This is a genomic window from Bradyrhizobium sp. ma5 (genome assembly GCF_042258955.1).
GTDB lineage: Bacteria > Pseudomonadota > Alphaproteobacteria > Rhizobiales > Xanthobacteraceae > Bradyrhizobium.
This window is the reverse complement of record NZ_CP170156.1, coordinates 5,815,308-5,830,854: the sequence shown is the minus strand read 5'-3', so window position 1 is coordinate 5,830,854 and position 15,547 is coordinate 5,815,308. Positions and strand designations below refer to the sequence as shown.

Annotated in this window: 17 protein-coding genes; 7 read left to right on the top strand and 10 right to left on the bottom strand. The window is 64.5% G+C overall.

Annotation, left to right across the window (positions count from 1 at the left end):
- Positions 1-136 precede the first annotated feature (136 nt).
- From cckA to ACE103_RS27320, 3 genes are all read left to right on the top strand, one after another.
- Positions 137-2,716 (top strand): cell cycle histidine kinase CckA, encoded by a 2,580-nt coding sequence (gene cckA / locus ACE103_RS27330; RefSeq protein WP_375781193.1) that lies wholly within the window; start codon positions 137-139, stop codon positions 2,714-2,716.
- A gap of 248 nt (positions 2,717-2,964) precedes the next feature.
- A complete protein-coding gene (locus ACE103_RS27325) occupies positions 2,965-3,924 on the top strand; it encodes a Tim44-like domain-containing protein (protein ID WP_375775592.1) in 960 nt (319 codons plus the stop codon).
- A gap of 200 nt (positions 3,925-4,124) precedes the next feature.
- The gene (locus ACE103_RS27320; protein ID WP_375781192.1) at positions 4,125-4,751 is read left to right on the top strand and encodes a lectin; all 627 of its coding nucleotides are present in this window, start codon (positions 4,125-4,127) and stop codon (positions 4,749-4,751) included.
- A gap of 181 nt (positions 4,752-4,932) precedes the next feature.
- Here the strand turns inward: ACE103_RS27320 and ACE103_RS27315 are convergent, their stop codons facing one another.
- Complete coding sequence (locus ACE103_RS27315) at positions 4,933-5,340, bottom strand: DUF3606 domain-containing protein (RefSeq protein ID WP_375781191.1); 408 nt, start codon at positions 5,338-5,340, stop codon at positions 4,933-4,935.
- Positions 5,341-5,493: 153 nt separating this feature from the next.
- Here ACE103_RS27315 and ACE103_RS27310 point away from each other — a divergent pair, with 153 nt between their 5' ends.
- Positions 5,494-6,201, top strand: coding sequence for a glutathione S-transferase (locus ACE103_RS27310; RefSeq protein ID WP_375775591.1), 708 nt, complete (start codon positions 5,494-5,496; stop codon positions 6,199-6,201).
- Positions 6,202-6,319: 118 nt separating this feature from the next.
- Here ACE103_RS27310 and ACE103_RS27305 read toward each other — a convergent pair whose 3' ends face one another.
- The 4 genes from ACE103_RS27305 to ACE103_RS27290 form a co-directional block, all read right to left on the bottom strand.
- Entirely contained in the window at positions 6,320-6,679 is a 360-nt protein-coding gene (locus ACE103_RS27305; RefSeq protein ID WP_375775590.1) for a GFA family protein, read from the bottom strand.
- Between the two features lie 9 nt (positions 6,680-6,688).
- Entirely contained in the window at positions 6,689-7,363 is a 675-nt protein-coding gene (locus tag ACE103_RS27300) for a methyltransferase family protein (protein WP_375775589.1), read from the bottom strand.
- A 153-nt stretch (positions 7,364-7,516) separates the two neighbouring features.
- On the bottom strand, positions 7,517-7,960 hold the full coding sequence (locus tag ACE103_RS27295) for a hypothetical protein (RefSeq protein ID WP_375781190.1): 444 nt from the start codon (positions 7,958-7,960) through the stop codon (positions 7,517-7,519).
- A gap of 123 nt (positions 7,961-8,083) precedes the next feature.
- A complete protein-coding gene (locus ACE103_RS27290; protein WP_223970273.1) occupies positions 8,084-8,401 on the bottom strand; it encodes a Kazal-type serine protease inhibitor family protein in 318 nt (105 codons plus the stop codon).
- Positions 8,402-8,634: 233 nt separating this feature from the next.
- Here ACE103_RS27290 and ACE103_RS27285 point away from each other — a divergent pair, with 233 nt between their 5' ends.
- Positions 8,635-10,287, top strand: a complete 1,653-nt coding sequence (locus ACE103_RS27285; protein ID WP_375775588.1) for a fumarate hydratase — start codon at positions 8,635-8,637, stop codon at positions 10,285-10,287.
- The gene (locus tag ACE103_RS27280) at positions 10,284-10,958 is read left to right on the top strand and encodes a DUF429 domain-containing protein (RefSeq protein WP_375775587.1); all 675 of its coding nucleotides are present in this window, start codon (positions 10,284-10,286) and stop codon (positions 10,956-10,958) included. Before ACE103_RS27285 ends, ACE103_RS27280 begins: the two co-directional genes overlap by 4 nt.
- 9 nt (positions 10,959-10,967) lie before the next feature.
- Here the strand turns inward: ACE103_RS27280 and ACE103_RS27275 are convergent, their stop codons facing one another.
- The 5 genes from ACE103_RS27275 to ACE103_RS27255 all read right to left on the bottom strand — a co-directional run bounded on the left by ACE103_RS27275 (position 10,968) and on the right by ACE103_RS27255 (position 14,693).
- Entirely contained in the window at positions 10,968-11,264 is a 297-nt protein-coding gene (locus ACE103_RS27275; protein ID WP_097676020.1) for a hypothetical protein, read from the bottom strand.
- Between the two features lie 133 nt (positions 11,265-11,397).
- Positions 11,398-11,952 carry an inner membrane-spanning protein YciB gene (locus ACE103_RS27270; protein WP_223970279.1) on the bottom strand — a complete coding sequence of 185 codons (555 nt, stop codon included), beginning with the start codon at positions 11,950-11,952 and terminating at the stop codon, positions 11,398-11,400.
- 58 nt (positions 11,953-12,010) lie between these two features.
- Entirely contained in the window at positions 12,011-12,586 is a 576-nt protein-coding gene (locus ACE103_RS27265; protein ID WP_375775586.1) for a hypothetical protein, read from the bottom strand.
- A gap of 142 nt (positions 12,587-12,728) precedes the next feature.
- Positions 12,729-13,142: an MAPEG family protein gene (locus ACE103_RS27260; RefSeq protein WP_375775585.1), complete on the bottom strand. Its 414-nt coding sequence runs from the start codon at positions 13,140-13,142 to the stop codon at positions 12,729-12,731.
- Between the two features lie 147 nt (positions 13,143-13,289).
- Positions 13,290-14,693, bottom strand: a complete 1,404-nt coding sequence (locus ACE103_RS27255; protein WP_375775584.1) for a carotenoid oxygenase family protein — start codon at positions 14,691-14,693, stop codon at positions 13,290-13,292.
- A 113-nt stretch (positions 14,694-14,806) separates the two neighbouring features.
- On the opposite strand from ACE103_RS27255, the gene ACE103_RS27250 reads away from it, so the two are divergent.
- Complete coding sequence (locus ACE103_RS27250; RefSeq protein WP_375775583.1) at positions 14,807-15,529, top strand: TetR/AcrR family transcriptional regulator; 723 nt, start codon at positions 14,807-14,809, stop codon at positions 15,527-15,529.
- The last annotated feature ends 18 nt before the right edge of the window (positions 15,530-15,547 follow it).

Here is a 15,547-nt window from a genome sequence, read left to right as displayed (position 1 = left end):
GGAAAACCGCTTGAAATGCGCGTAACTTGCGAAATAGCCGCCTGATGGACTTGCGTTTTCGGGTCCGATTCAGGCACTCAGGGGCGAGGTGGCCGGCCGGTCGCCTTCGTGATGCAGACGAGCCATGTCTCTCCAGATGACCGCCGATAGCAACGATCCTCCCGCGACCGAGCCGTTCGTGGCTCACGGGCCAGCGCGGCGGAGCGGCAGTATCCTGCTGGTGCTCCTGATCGCCACCGGCATCGTCGCGGTGGCCGTCTGGCTCATGACCATCGGCCGTACCCAGGCGCAGCCCTATATCCTGTTTGTGCTGGCGCTGCTCGCCACCGTCGGGCTGTTCAACCTGTTCGCCCTTGCCGCCGGCATCATCCGCTTCTCCGACCGCACGAGCGACGACCCGGTGATGGGGCGGATTGCCGACCACGCCCATGAAGGGCTCGTCGTCACCGACTCCCGCGGCCATGTGGTCTATTCCAACGCCGCCTATCTCACGCTGACCGGCGCGGCCGGCCCGCAGGACGTTCGCCCCGTCGAACGCGTCTTCATCGGCAACCCAGACGTCTCCGAGGCGGTGTTCCGCCTCCTGAAGGCGGCGCGCGAGGGCAAGCGGCAGCAGGAGGAGGTTCGTGTCGCCGGGCACGAGGCCGGGCAAGGTGGTGGACAAGGGCGCTGGCTGCGGCTCAGGGTTCGCCCGCTCGGCGAGGGCAAGCGCGACGCGAAATATGCGGTGTGGTCGATCGCCGACGTCACCCGCGACCGCGAGCGCCAGGAAGACGTGTTCCAGGAGCTGCGGCACGCGATCGAATATCTCGATCATGCGCCGTGCGGCTTCTTCTCGGTCAATCCGGCCGGCGAAATCGCCTATGTCAACGCCACGCTGGCCAACTGGCTGGACTATGATCTGGCCGAGATCGGCTCGGGCGGCCTGAAGCTGACCGACATCGTCTCGGGCGACGGCGCGGCGCTGCTGACCTCGATCGCGCCGGTGCCCGGCGAGGTCAAGACCGAGGTGTTCGACATCGACCTGCGGATGCGCGGCGGCAAGACCGTGCCGGTGCGGCTCTATCACAAGCTCGCCTTCGGTGCCGACGGCGCGGCAGGCGCCTCGCGCACGCTGGTGATCAGCCGTGCTCGCGACGAGCATTCCGATCCGGAGCGCGCCGCCGAGGTGCGCTTCATGCGCTTTTTCGACCATACGCCGATGGCGATCGCGACCGTGGATCGCGGCGGCAACGTGGTCGGCGCCAATGCGCGCTATGCCAAGCTGGCGCAGGGGCTGAACAGTGATGGCGGCGCGGCCAAGTCGATCTTCCGCGCGGTCAATCCGCGCGACCGCGGCCTGTTGATCGCCGCGATCAACCAGGCTGCCGAAGGCCAGGGCGACATCGCACCGGTCGAGGCGATGCTCGACGGGCCCAAGGAGCGCTCCGCCCAGTTCTTCGTCACCACCGTGGAGAAGGACGAGCGCGACGCCGAGACCGCGATCGTCTACATGCTCGAGACCACCGAGCGGCGTGCGCTGGAGAACCAGATCAACCAGTCGCAGAAGATGGAGATGGTCGGCCAGCTCGCCGGCGGCATCGCGCACGACTTCAACAACGTGCTGTCGGCCATCATGATGGCGAACGACTTCCTGCTGAACGCGCACAAGCCGACCGACCCGTCGTTCCAGGACATCATGCAGATCAAGCAGAACGCCACCCGCGCCGCGACGCTGGTGCGGCAGCTGCTTGCGTTCTCGCGCCGCCAGACGCTGCGGCCGCAGGTGCTCGACCTCGGCGACGCATTGAGCGACCTCACCATGCTGCTGCGCCGGCTGATCGGCGAGAAGGTCAAGCTCGACCTCGTGCATGGCCGCGATCTGTGGCCGGTCAAGGTCGACGTCTCGCAATTCGAGCAGGTGGTGGTCAATCTCGCGGTGAACGCGCGCGACGCGATGCCCGACGGCGGCAAGCTGATCATCCGCACCGCCAACGTGTCGACCGACGAAGCCGCCCAGCTCGCCAACAAAGGCATGCCGGCGGCAGATTACGTGAAGATCGAAATTTCGGACACCGGCACCGGCATTCCGCACGAGATCATCGACAAGATCTTCGAGCCGTTCTTCTCGACCAAGGAAGTCGGCAAGGGTACTGGCCTTGGCCTGTCGACGGTCTACGGCATCGTCAAGCAGACCGGCGGCTTCGTCTATGTCGATTCCGTGCCGGGCGGCGGCACCACGTTCCGGATCTATTTGCCGCGGCACCACCAGGAGCAGGAGGTTGCGCCGGAGGCGCATGCCGGCAACGGCGCGGCCAAGGAAGCCGCCGCCACGGATGCCGCCAAGCCGAAGCCGGATCTCACCGGGCAGGGCACCATCCTGCTGGTCGAGGACGAGGACGGCCTGCGCTCGCTCAATGCGCGCGGCCTGCGTTCGCGCGGCTACAGCGTGATCGAGGCGGCGAACGGCGTGGAGGCGCTGGAGGCGTTCGAGGAGAACAACGGCAAGGTCGATCTCGTCGTGTCCGACGTCGTCATGCCGGAGATGGACGGGCCGACGCTGCTGAAGGAGATGCGCAGCCGCAATGCGGAGCTGAAGATCATCTTTGTCTCCGGCTATGCCGAAGACGCCTTCGAGAAGAGCCTGCCGGAAAACCAGCAGTTCGCATTCCTGCCGAAGCCGTTCACGCTGACGCAGCTGGTCGCTGCGGTGAAGGAAACCATGACGGCGAACTAGGCCCGGGCGATGGGCCCCGATATCCCTTCGCTTTCCCGCGGAGCAGAGCCAATGTTGCAATGCGGTCGCGGTTGAACCTGAGCCTCATCTCGGGCTAGGACGCAATGTCGCATCCACAAGGCCCATAGTGTCACATCGCCGCGACCGAGGGCCGCAGCCGCGGTTCCCGTTTCCCGCTTCACTTTTAACCGGCTCTGCCCATGTTAGGGGCGTTTCCCCATGCCGGGGAATCCTTTGAGGAAACCAACATGAATTTCTCGCAACGCACGCGTGGAATTGTCCGGGCGATCGCCGTCGCGATGGCGCTGGCGCTGCCCGTGATGATGACCGTTTCGGCGGCCGACGCCCGCGTCGGCGGCGGCGGCTCGCGCGGCTCGCGGACATTCTCCGCGCCGCCCTCGACCAGCACAGCGCCGGGCTCGGTTGCTCCGATGAACCGTACCTTCAGCCAGCCTGGTAGCCCCGGCATGGGTTCGCCGGCGGCGGCGAATTCCGGTGGCCTGTTCGGCCGCGGCGGAATGGGGCGCGGCCTGCTCGGCGGCCTGGCCGCGGGCTTCCTTGGCGCCGGCCTGTTCGGCATGCTGTTCGGCGGCGGCCTGTTCTCGGGTCTCGGCGGCCTGTCGTCGATGCTCGGCCTGCTGCTGCAGATCGGTCTGATCGTGCTCGTGGTCCGGCTCGCGATGTCGTGGTGGCAGCGGCGCAATGCGCCGGCCGCCGCTTACGCGGGCGGACCCGACGTCGGCCCCGGTCCGCAGGCGAACGCCCGTTCGGGCTTCGGCTTCGGCCTCGGCGGCGGGTCGAACGCCCCGGTCGAGATCACGCCTGGTGACTACGAGACGTTCGAGCGGTTGCTCGGCGACATCCAGGCCGCGTGGTCGAACGAAGACATCGCCAAGCTGCACACGCTCGCGACGCCGGAAATGGTGTCGTACTTCTCGAAGGATCTCGAGGAGAACAAGGCGCGCAACGTCACTAACAAGACGTCCAATGTGAAGCTGCTGCAGGGCGATCTGGCGGAAGCCTGGCGCGAAGGCGACAGCGAATATGCGACGGTCGCGATGCGCTACTCGCTGGTCGACACTATGCTGGAGCGCGGCACCGGCCGTCAGGTCAGTGGCGGGCAACCGGAGGAGATCACCGAGGTCTGGACCTTCGTGCGCCAGCGCGGCGGCAACTGGGAACTCTCGGCGATCCAGCAGACCAACTGATCGATTGCCTGACATGACAATACAAAGCGCCGCGGCATCGTCCGCGGCGCTTTTGTTTTGTGGGCTTCATTTGCGTGTCGTGGCGCCGGAATATCCGGACAGGCTGCGGGTTGGTGTCATCGGGCCAAAATAACCATCGGGAGATCGAAATGAAGTTCATTGCGCATATCGCGGTTCCTGCCTGTCTTGCGTTCGTCGTCATGGCCGCGCCCCCGGCTGCGGCACAGACCGCCGACACCGGCTTCTTCGTCACCAGCAACGGCATCGGCAATGGCGGCAATCTCGGCGGCCTCGCCGGCGCCGACAATCATTGCCAGACCCTGGCGCAGGCCGCGGGCTTCGGTGCGCCGAAGACATGGCGCGCCTATCTCTCGACCCAGGCGGCCGATGGCAAGGCAGCGGTGAACGCGCGCGATCGCATCGGCAAGGGCCCGTGGAAGAACGTGAAGGGCGTCGTGGTCGCCAAGGACGTCGCCGACCTGCACAGCGCCGGCAACAATCTCACCAAGCAGACCGCCCTGTCCGAGAAGGGCGACGTCATCAACGGTGCCGGCGACACGCCGAACCGCCACGACGTGCTGACGGGATCGCAGGCCGATGGTACGGCGTTTGCGGCCGGTGAGGACCGCACCTGCAAGAACTGGACAAGCAGCACGCAGGGTGCCGCCATGGTCGGGCACTTCGACCGCAAGGGCCTGCGGGATGACGAGCCGTCAAAATCCTGGAACATGTCGCATCCCTCGCGCGGTCCTGACGGGGGCTGCTCGCAGGCCGATCTGAAGAGCACCGGCGGCGACGGCCTGCTGTACTGTTTCGCGGCGAATTGAGGGGAGCGGCGAACGGGGCGGAGCCCGTCCCCATCATTGCGAGGAGCGATGGCGACGAAGCAATCCATCTTTCCGCAAATGCGGTGCGCTGGATTGCTTCGCGGAGCCTGTCATCGGGCGGCGCTTCGCGCCGACCCGTTGGCTCGCAATGACGAGGCGAGAGCGGCGTACCCTCGACCGCTCAGCTCTTCTTGCGCTTGCCGGCCTTCTTGACAGTCTTCTTGGCCGCCTTCTTTTTCTTCGCGGTTTTCTTCTTCTTCGCGAAATGGGCCGCGACCTTCTTCGAGGAATGTCCGACCTCGGCCACCGCGGCCTTGAGGCGGGCAGGGGTCACCTTGAACTTCTTCGACCAGTAGCGGACCTCGTAGGGCTCGCTGATCGCGATCCGCGCGCGGTCGGCGGCCATGTGCCGCTGCTCCTTGAAGTGGGCTTCCACCTTCTTGGCGGAGTGCCCGACCTTCTCGACGGCCGCCTTGAGCTTTGCCGGCGTAACCTTGAACTTCTTGGACCAGTACGCAACTTCGTAGGACTCGCTCAACGCGATCAGGGCCCGATCTTGTGCGCCCCGCTTCTTCTTGTTGTCCGCCATAAGTTGATCCTTCATCGAAGACTCGATGCCGTAATCTTAGCAGCCTCCGCGCAGTTCAGACAGGCAGCGCATGCGCGGTGGACGATCTGACCACAGCACGGCTACGATCACGGTGAAGCAAAGCGATGCGGTGAAGTTTGTGGAGGTAAGTGCATGCACTATCAGCTTTACTACTGGCCGATGATCCAGGGCCGCGGCGAATATGTCCGCCTCGCGCTCGAGGATGCCGGCGCTGAATATACCGATGTCGCGCGCGGCAAGGGCGGCACCGGCGCCATGATGAAGATGATGGACGCGCGCAAGGGCACGCCGCCCTTTGCTCCGCCATTCCTCAAGTCCGGCCAACTCGTGATCGGGCAGACTGCCAACATCCTGCTCTATCTCGGTGCGCGCCATGGTCTCGCGCCGAAGGCGGAGGCGGGAAAGCTCTGGGTGCACGAGTTGCAGCTGACGATCGCGGACTTCGTGCTGGAGATCCACGACACCCATCACCCGCTCGGGCCGTCGCTGTATTACGAGGACCAGAAGGCGCCGGCGAAGAAGCGCACGGAAGAGTTCTGGAAATCGCGGGTGCCGAAATATCTCGGTTATTTCGAGGATCTCGTGCGGGCGAATGGCGGCGGCTTCGTCACCGGACGCCGGCTGACCTACGTCGACCTGTCGCTGTTCCAGATCGTCGAAGGCCTGCGCTACGCGTTTCCGAAGCGGATGGCCGCGTTCGAGAAGAAGGTCCCGCGCCTGATCGCACTGCGCGATCGCGTCGCGGAGCGGCCGAACATCAAGGCCTATCTCGCCAGCGCGCGGCGGATTCCATTCAACGAGGAGGGGATCTTCCGGCGCTACAAGGCGCTGGATTTGTGACGACCGTCATTCCGGGGCGCGCTAAGCGCGAGCCCGGAATCCATAACCACGATCGTGAGTATGGATTCCGGGCCTGCGCCTTCGGCGCATCCCGGAATGACGAAGGGTGGATAGGAAACTACCGGCTCTTCCCATCCACCGGCGTCATCGCGATCTTCGACAGGTCGATGCCGTCGATGCAGTTGACATTGAGCGCGACGATGTCGGCGCCATCGGGCTTCTTGCCGCGCGCGAACACGTCGACACCGCAATCGACGCAGAGCTGGTGGCGGATCGCATGGCGGTTGAAGAGGTATTCCTTCAAATTCTCCGCGCCGGCGCGAAGCTGGAAGCTCGATGGCGGCATGAATACGAAGTGCAGGCCCTTCTTGGTGCAGATCGAGCAGTTGCAGGCGGTTACCATGGCCATGTCGGTGGTGCATTCGAAGCGCACCTGGCCGCAATGGCAGCCGCCGGTGTAGATCTTGCTCTCTGCCATGATGGTCCCTCACCACAATCCGGGCACGAGGCGATAGCGCACCCGCGCCGCATAGTCGGCATAGCCTGACAATCCTGCCACCAGCGTGCGCTCCTCGATCCCGGTGCGGAACGCGAACACCGCAAAGAACACCGGCACGAAGGCAAGGCCCCACCAGGAGCCGAGCGTCAGCGGCACGCCGATGAAGAACAGCATCACGCTCGCATACATCGGATGGCGCACCAGCGCGTAGGGTCCGGTCGAGATCACGTGATGGTCGCGCTCGGTCTGTACCTTCACGACCGGGGCTGCGAACGAATTGGTACGGAACACCCACAGGATCAGCGCAGTCGAGGTCAGATACAGCACGAGGCCGAGCACGATCAGCGGCACGCCGGCATTGGCGCCGCCAAAGCGGCGGTCGAGGCCCATCGCGACGAACCACAGCACGGCAATGACAAGGAACACCAGCATGAAGCGCTTGTCCTCGGCGGGCTGGCCCTCACGCGCGGTGAGCCGCATGCGCTCGGCCAGCAGGCCGGGATCGACCTTGGCAAGCCACAGCCCACAGGCCGGGCCGATCAGCGCCGAGGCGATCAGATAAGCCCATGCGCCGGGCCAGTGCAGCGTACCGGCGAAGGCAAATAGCAGCGCGGCCATTGCGACGACGAAGAAAGTATTCTGCAGGAGGAGCTTTGCGATCATGGGCGGGCTCCGTGATTCCATCCACGATTATCGCACCGTTTTCCGGCAAACATGCGACCGCAATTATCAACTTTCGGAGCGGGAGGAACGTTCCGGTGCGGCCCCTGCATTGACAATTATATAGGCAACATTGGCGTGCCGCGATGCGGCTGGTCACTCGTTCTTGCCGCGACGCACCGTGATCGAGGCATCGGTCCGGTTGCGGGTACATTCGAGGTTGAGGCGGCGATAGCGCATCGTGATGGTGTTGCCGCGCAGGATGCCCATGCGCTTCAGGCAGCGCGAGGTGCCGGTGGCGGCGTCGTCCTTCGGCACGGTGAAGACCAGTGCGGTGGCGGAGCCGACCAGGTTGAAGAACTCGGGCTTCATTTTGCGATCGGTCTTGGCAAAGAGCTCGATCGAATAGTCCTTGCCGCGGCAGCCGAGCGACAATTCCTTCGCCGCCGGATGTGTGAGGTATGTGATGTTGGCGGCGCTGAAATTGACCTTCAGCCCGTCGATCTGGCCGGCGAGCTGCTTGGCAATGTCCTCGCAGGGATCGGCATGCGCCGGCGCGGCAGTGAAGGCTGTCACCAGCGCGATCAGCGCGGCCGGCATGAAAGAGCGGATGCTCAAGGGAAAGCGTCGGCGCAACTGTGCTGTCACGAAATACCCCCGCGGTATGAAAATACGCGAAGTTACATGCAGGCTCCCGCGCAGCGCGTCAATACGGCCGGTCCGTCAGGATGCGCACTTGCCGTCCTGCGCCTTGGAGGCGCCGGCAGCGCGGCGTTCGCAATCATTGCCATAGGTCTTGCCGTCGCAGCCGCACACCGGCTTGAAGATCTTGTTGCAGATCGTCGGCCGGAACGCGCAGCTGCCGGTCTGGTCGGCACGGCCGCATTGTCCCGGCTTGAACTGGCAGAACTGGCCGCTACGGCTGCATTGAACGCCGGCAAGGCCGCCGCACGACTTGCCGAGGCGGGCCGCGTCGGCGCCGGTCGGGACCGCGATCAACAAGGCCAGCGCCGCAAACCAGACGAAAAGCGCTGTCTTCATGATGGTCTCCCGATGACTTTCTTGACCGCTTCGCGGATCGCTGAAGCGTTGTGGCAACCAGAGATTACCGACGGATGAAAGGTAACACATGGATTGCCGGTCCCGTGCATGGCTGGAAGGCGGCCGGCTTCCCTTTCCTTTGGCCGAAAAAGGCTTAGAACGGCTCTACATTCCGGCGGCCGCACGGCCGGACCGGCCTCACGAACCCGACCTGCAAGCCCAAAGAGCAGCTCATGAACGCCCCCTCAGCCTTCCCCGACCAGAAGCCCGTTCCGCCCTACAAGCACACCCCGCTGTTCCCGCTGGGGGCCGATACCACGCCCTACAAGAAAGTGACGAGCGAGGGCGTCCGGGTCGAGAAGGTGTTGGGCAAGGACATGCTGGTGGTGTCGCGCGAGGCGCTGCGGGCGCTGTCAGAGGCCGCCTTCGGCGACATCAACCACTATCTGCGGCCGGGCCATCTGAAGCAGCTGCGCTCGATCCTCGAGGACAAGGAGGCCAGTGACAACGACAAGTTCGTCGCCTTCGACTTCCTGAAGAACGCCAACATCGCCGCCGGCGGCGTACTGCCGATGTGCCAGGACACCGGCACCGCGATCATCATGGGCAAGAAGGGCTGCAACGTCATCACCGACGGCGACGACGAGGCCGCGCTCTCCGAAGGCGCGCGCGACGCCTATCTGCGCCGCAATCTGCGCTATTCGCAGGTCGCGCCCTTGTCGATGTACGAGGAGAAGAACACCGCCAACAACATGCCGGCGCAGTGCGAGATCTATGCCGAGGGCGACGACGCCTACAAGTTCATGTTCATGGCCAAGGGCGGCGGCTCGGCCAACAAGAGTTTTCTGTTCCAGGCGACGCCCTCGGTCTTGACCAAAGATCGGCTGCTCGCCTTCCTGAAGGAGAAGGTGCTGACGCTCGGCACCGCGGCCTGTCCGCCGTACCACCTCGCGATCGTGATCGGCGGCACTTCGGCCGAGCTCTGCATGAAGACCGTGAAGCTTGCTTCCGCGCGCTATCTCGATGCGCTGCCGACCCACGGCTCGGCTGACGGCAACGCGTTCCGCGATCTCGAGATGGAGCAGGAAATCCTCAAGATGACGCAAAGCCTGGGGGTCGGCGCGCAGTTCGGCGGCAAGTATTTCTGCCACGACGTGCGCGTGATCCGCATGCCGCGCCATGGCGCCTCGCTGCCGATCGGGCTCGGCGTCTCGTGCTCGGCGGACCGACAGGTGCTCGGCAAGATCACCAAGGACGGCGTCTATCTCGAGGAGCTCGAGCATAACCCGGCGCAGTATCTGCCCGCGGTCGAGCAGTCGCTCGGCGGCGATGTCGTCAAGATCGACCTCAACCAGCCGATGAAGGATATCCTCGCGACGCTGTCGCAATATCCGATCAAGACCCGCGTCTCGATGACCGGCACCATGATTGTGGCGCGCGACTCCGCCCACGCCAAGCTGCGCGAGCGGCTGGAGAAGGGCGAGCCGCTGCCGGATTATTTCAAGAACCATCCGGTCTACTATGCCGGCCCGGCCAAGACGCCCGATGGCTACGCCTCCGGCGCGTTCGGCCCGACCACGGCCGGCCGCATGGATTCCTTCGTCGACCAGTTCCAGGCCGCGGGCGGATCGATGGTAATGGTCGCCAAGGGCAACCGCGCAGTCGCGGTGCGCGAGGCCTGCAAGAAGCACGGCGGCTTCTATCTCGGCTCGATCGGTGGTGCTGCGGCGAATCTCGCCGAGCACTGCATCAAGAAGGTCGAGGTGGTCGAGTATCCCGAACTCGGCATGGAAGCGATCTGGCGCATCGAGGTGGTCGACTTCCCGGCCTTCATCATCATCGATGACAAGGGCAACGACTTCTTCAAGGAATTGAATCTGGGTTGAGGGCAACAGGCCTCGACGGATTCTCCAAAGGCTGGGTCGCCGTCAGCATCGACGGCGACCGCCGCACGCTTTCCTTCCACCGCGATGTTGCGGACGCGCTGACGCGTCCATTCGATCGCGCCGGGATCGATATCCCGATCGGCATGACCGAGGACGGCAAGCGCGATTGCGACCTGCTTGCCCGAACGCGGCTGCGCCCGCATACCTCGCGCGTTTTCACCGGTGCGCGGCGCTGGCTGTGGCAGGAATTCGACGATCCCGATGCGGCGAACCGTGAAGCGCTGCGCCGCGGCCAGACCCGCGTTTCGCGCCAGCTCTGGCATCTCGGCAACAAGATCATGGAGGTCGATGCGTTCGTCTGCGCGAACGCCGCGCGCGACATCCGCGAGGTGCATCCCGAGCTGGTGTTCCTGCGGCTGAACGGCGGCGAGCCCCTGCCGCGCAAGAAGTCGGAGGAGGGCGATGCGCTCCGCCGCAAGCTCTTGAAGCGCGCCGGCTTCAGCGAGATCGATCGCTGGGTGACCGAGGTGCGGATCGGCACCGGTGCGAAGCGCGACGACGTGCTGGATGCCTGCGCCGTGGCGCTGGCGGCTCATGAACCAAGCGGCTGCGTTCCCGGGGGACCGCAGCCGCTGGATGCGCATGATCTGCCGATGCAGATCTGGTTCTAAATTGAAGGGTTACGCCCGCGTGCCGGTGAAGGGAAAGCTGCCCATCGGGCCGATGCCCATCTCGCCGGAGATGCCGTCGCCTGCGACCTTGCCGGAGAATTCGAGCGTCAGCGGCATCGGATTGGTGATGGAGACCTTCCAGGCGACGCTGTCACCGTTCACGGTGCCGTCGAAGATTTCGGTGGAGTTGCCCTCGGCACCCTGCGTGCCGGTGAGCGTCCCGCCGGAGCTTGCCAGCGACAGCGTCGCCTTGCGCTCGCCCATCGGCGTCGTCATCGTGAGATTCCAGTTTCCGTCCACCGCCATTGATGTCTCCCCTCCAGGTGAAAGCGTTTTCAAGCGAAGTGGCTACCGGTTCGCGTGAAGAAAACGCGTCAAACCAGAGCGTGCGCGGGTATAGCCCATCTTGCCGCGCGCGCCTAGTTCGCGGCTGCGGCGATCAGGCGCGGGCAGCGGCGCGCAGCCGGTTGCCGACCAGGAAGCGGAAAGCGACATACTGGATCGCGAAGGCGGCGATCTTGGCGCCGACCAGCACCACCGACACGTAGAACGCCCACAGCTTCATGTCGCCGGTTGCTGCGATCGCGATGGTGCCGGCGGCGAGGATGAACATCAGCCCGGCCCAGGCGTAGCCGGCGAGGGTGGCGTATTCCGGAATGGTCTCGGTCACGATCGGCGGCAGGTAGCGCAGCATCCAGCCGCGCTTGAGCATGATCGCGCCGATCGCGATGTGGCCGATCGCGGGCTTCGCCAGCACGAAGCGCGGATCATTGGTGAGCAGCGTCGCGCCGCCCAGCACGATCACCAGCCCAAGGCTCGCCCAGGTCATGTAGCCGAGCGCCTGTCCCTTCACGCGCGCATAGACCACTTGGGCAATCGCACCCACGATCGCAACAGCGGTCGCGATCAGGACATTGTCGGTGGCGAGATAGACCACCAGGAACACGATGGTGGAGAGGAAGTCGCTCGCGAGCCTGGCAAATACGCTCTTCATCGTCGTGCTTTCCGTTTCCTCGGGCAGGATGATCGTTGTGATGTTGCTATTGCAGCGTCTAGCGTGACGGCAGTGCGCCCGTAGGCGGCGTCCCGTACTTGGCCGCGCGATATTGCGGATACCAGCGGGTGAAGTACACCGCGGCATTGCGCGCGGCGAAGGCGATCAAGAGGCCGGTCCACAGCGGCAGGGCGGGCACATAGAGCACCGTGATGTTACCGATCAACATCAACAGCGTCGCAGCGGTCCAGGCTCCGGTGATCAGGTAGTTGGCATAGAGGAAGCCCGGCTGCTTCGCGATCTCGGCGTCGACCTGTTCGAGCGCATATTGCCGCGTGAAGGGATGGCCGATCAGGATCGAGGCGAACGACACCAGCAGGATGCCGGCATCGACAGCGATCTTCACCGCGATGGTGCTTGGCGTCGGATCGACGAAGGTGAGGTAGCCGCCGACTGCGGTGAACACGATCACCGAGCCGATGCCGAGGATCTTGATGCTGCGGCCGCGCGCGATATCGAACGCGATGACGGCAAGGCAAATCAGTGCGGCAGCGAGCAGGCTGACCGTGGCCGAGGTCACCAGCATCAGGGTGGCGAAGGCGCCGTAGGGAGCGAGGATCAGGAAGATCGTCATTGGGAGCCTCAAAGGCTGATCTTTACATCGTAAAGATAGAGTAGGGGTGGGCAGGGTAAGCGTCAAGTGAAATCTTTACAGTGTCAAAATCGTGATGGATAGAAGGAAAAATAAGACTTATCAATGAGTTGCTCGCGAGCAATCAATTCATGCCGCCCAAACTGATCCGCGACAGCGTCGTCACCGCACAGGTGATGAGCAGGCCGATGGTGATGAAGATGCCGCCGGCCCGCCCGATCGAGAACCGCAGCGAGCCGGGCGCCGCATACATCCCGAGCGGATGAATCAGCCGCGACAGCAGCAGCGCCGCCATCAGGAGGTGCACGCGCGACGGCGATGCTCCCGCCATTTCCAGGAAAGCGACCATCAGCGTGATGATCGGAACATACTCCATGAAATTGGCATGGACACGGATCGCGTTACGCAGCGCGAGGTTGCCGCCGTCGCTGAACGGCGCTCGGCTGCTTCGCCGCAGCCGGATCACCTGCAAGGCGAGGACCGCGTAGAGCAGGGCGAGGATTGCAAGGTAGCCTGCCGTGATCGAAGGCATGTGCATGCGAACCTCCTCGGTGCGTCGTCGACATGTCTCCCACAACGTCATTCCGGGGCATCGCACAGCGATGAACCCGGAATCTCTTGACCGACAATCTCCGGATTCCGAGTTCAGCCCTGCGGGCTGCCCCGGAATGACGGAGGTGCGACGCTATTCGGCTCCCACCCAATTGCCGTGGAATCCATCCGGCACGCGGTGGCCGAGATGAACCAGCGCGGTCGGGCCGGCTTCGACGTCGGTGGCGTTGAAGACGGCGAGGTCGCTGCGGTTTTCGAGGGCGCGCCAGACCACCGCGAGCAGCCAGCCGTCGCCCTCGGCCGCGTCAGCGCTACGCTCGACGAACACGGGCTCGGAGATGGTGTCGCCGGCAGGGAGCAGATAGTGGCCGAGCCGCTTGCCGCGGCCGTCGACATGCACGATGCCCGACAGCGCACCGAACATCGGCAGGTCGGGGTTGGCGCAGGCGTACCAGCCGTGATTGCTCGCAAATCCTGCGCGGCGATCGTCGACGCGGGGGAATTCGCCGGTGAGATCGTCGAGATAGGTTTGCGTGAAGCGGTCGGTGTTGCCGGAGAGATCGAACGTCCAGCGGCAATAGCGCGCGCGGTTCTTCTTCGGATCGGTCTGCGAGCCGTCGGGATGGTTGAACAGCGGCGCTTCCTCGAACTGCATCACATCGGCGATGATGCGGTTGCCGTCTTCCCACGCGTTCATGACATGGAAGACGTAGCAGGTCTCGGCGCGGAACCAGACGATGTCCTTCGATGCGCCGCTGCGCTTCATCACGCCGACATAGGCGCCCTTCTCGGGCTCCCAGGCGTAGGGCGCCTGTCCCCGCATCGCGCGCTGCATGCTGCCGGTGATCGGCAGGATCGGAAACAGCACATGGTTCTCGGTGACGATGAAGTCGTGCACCATGCTGGCGTAGGGCGCCTCGAAGCGCTCGAAGCGCGTCACCACGCCGGATGAGCTTACAGATCCGTACGACAGCGCCGGCGTCAGCGGACCCGCGGCGTTATAGCCGAAGAACACCATCTCGCCGGTGACCGGATCGATCTTGGGATGCGCAGTGAAGGGGCCTGAGATCGCGCCCTTGTAGTCGCAATAGCCGAGGCGATTGAGCGTGCCGGGCTCGATCTCGGTCGGCAGATGGCTCTCGACGAGCGCGAGCAGCTTGCCGCCGTGGAAGATGATGTTGGTGTTGGCGACGCAGCCGTCCGTCGTGATGTCGGTGGGGGCGTCCGGCAGCTTGCGGCCGAATCCGCCGAACAGCGCGCGGCCGGCGTCATGCTCGGCCTGCCATTTTGCGGTGCGGACCCAGCGGTTGCGATAGCTGGCACGGCCGTTCTCGAGGTGGAAGGCGTGCAGCATCCCGTCGCCGACGAACCAGTGCGCGCCCGGCGCTTCGAACTGCGGATTGGGACCGTTGCGGTACAGCGTGCCGTTCAGCTCGCGCGGCAATTCGCCCGTGATCTTGAGGAACGGCGCATCGGCTTCAAACGGGATCGGCGCCAGATTGGTTCGCGCCGTGTTGGATGTGACCTGGTCGAGCATTCCGCATCTCCCTGCATTTTGATCTTTACACCGTAAAGATATCAGTAGGGATGACGCCATCGATCGTCAAGCAAAATCTTTACAGTGTAAAAATTGCGACCTATAACGGCGGCATGGCAAGATTATCCAAAGAAAACAAGGCGACTCGGCCAACACGGCCTCCGACCCGTCGGGTTGCGCGTGCAGCCGATCGTCCGGCACCGCGGCGCCGGACCAATGACACGCCGTATCATCATGGCGATCTGCATGAAGCGCTATTGAAGGCCGCGGAGCGTGTGCTCGAGCGTGATGGACTGGCCGGACTGACACTGCGTGCGGTGGCGCGCGACGCCGGGGTATCGCATGCCGCTCCTACGCATCATTTCGGCGATCTCACCGGGTTGCTCAGCGAGCTCGCGGCGATCGGCTTCCGGCAATTCGGCCAGGCGATGGCAGCGGCGGACGCTTCAGCGGCGACACCGCCCGAAATGGGCGTGGCGAGCGCCAAGGCTTATGTCGCCTATGCGCAGGCGCATCCCGGCATGTACGGGCTGATGTTCCGCAGCGAGCGGCTCGATCATGCGCGGCCGTCGCTGCACGAGGCGTCCGAGGCGTCGTTCGCCGGGCTGACCCGCGGTGTCGGCGCCAGCCGACATGAGCAGATTTCCAAGGAGCAGCTTACGTTGGACCAGGCGGCCGCGATCGCGTCCGCCTGGTCGCTGGTGCATGGCTTCACCATGCTGCTGCTCGACGGCCGCCTCAAGACGATTCTGGATCGGTCGCCCGAGGGCACATCCGTGGAGGCGTTGTTGACCGCGATGCTGCGTTTGTCCGCGGGCCGCTCAGCACGGCCGTAACCGTTATTGCGCCTGAGG

Bases quoted from the DNA above. Each gene is read 5' to 3' on its own strand.
- ACE103_RS27320 (WP_375781192.1), top strand. From the start codon at position 4,125: ATGGCCGCGCCCCCGGCTGCGGCACAGACCGCCGACACCGGCTTCTTC.
- ACE103_RS27295 (WP_375781190.1), bottom strand. From the start codon at position 7,960: ATGCCGGCCGCGCTGATCGCGCTGGTGACAGCCTTCACTGCCGCGCCG.
- ACE103_RS27300 (WP_375775589.1), bottom strand. From the start codon at position 7,363: ATGATCGCAAAGCTCCTCCTGCAGAATACTTTCTTCGTCGTCGCAATG.
- ACE103_RS27290 (WP_223970273.1), bottom strand. From the start codon at position 8,401: ATGAAGACAGCGCTTTTCGTCTGGTTTGCGGCGCTGGCCTTGTTGATC.
- ACE103_RS27265 (WP_375775586.1), bottom strand. From the start codon at position 12,586: ATGACGATCTTCCTGATCCTCGCTCCCTACGGCGCCTTCGCCACCCTG.
- ACE103_RS27315 (WP_375781191.1), bottom strand. From the start codon at position 5,340: ATGGCGGACAACAAGAAGAAGCGGGGCGCACAAGATCGGGCCCTGATC.
- ACE103_RS27255 (WP_375775584.1), bottom strand. From the start codon at position 14,693: ATGCTCGACCAGGTCACATCCAACACGGCGCGAACCAATCTGGCGCCG.
- ACE103_RS27305 (WP_375775590.1), bottom strand. From the start codon at position 6,679: ATGGCAGAGAGCAAGATCTACACCGGCGGCTGCCATTGCGGCCAGGTG.
- ACE103_RS27310 (WP_375775591.1), top strand. From the start codon at position 5,494: ATGCACTATCAGCTTTACTACTGGCCGATGATCCAGGGCCGCGGCGAA.
- cckA (WP_375781193.1), top strand. From the start codon at position 137: ATGACCGCCGATAGCAACGATCCTCCCGCGACCGAGCCGTTCGTGGCT.
- ACE103_RS27270 (WP_223970279.1), bottom strand. From the start codon at position 11,952: ATGAAGAGCGTATTTGCCAGGCTCGCGAGCGACTTCCTCTCCACCATC.
- ACE103_RS27250 (WP_375775583.1), top strand. From the start codon at position 14,807: ATGGCAAGATTATCCAAAGAAAACAAGGCGACTCGGCCAACACGGCCT.
- ACE103_RS27275 (WP_097676020.1), bottom strand. From the start codon at position 11,264: ATGGCGGTGGACGGAAACTGGAATCTCACGATGACGACGCCGATGGGC.
- ACE103_RS27285 (WP_375775588.1), top strand. From the start codon at position 8,635: ATGAACGCCCCCTCAGCCTTCCCCGACCAGAAGCCCGTTCCGCCCTAC.
- ACE103_RS27260 (WP_375775585.1), bottom strand. From the start codon at position 13,142: ATGCACATGCCTTCGATCACGGCAGGCTACCTTGCAATCCTCGCCCTG.
- ACE103_RS27325 (WP_375775592.1), top strand. From the start codon at position 2,965: ATGAATTTCTCGCAACGCACGCGTGGAATTGTCCGGGCGATCGCCGTC.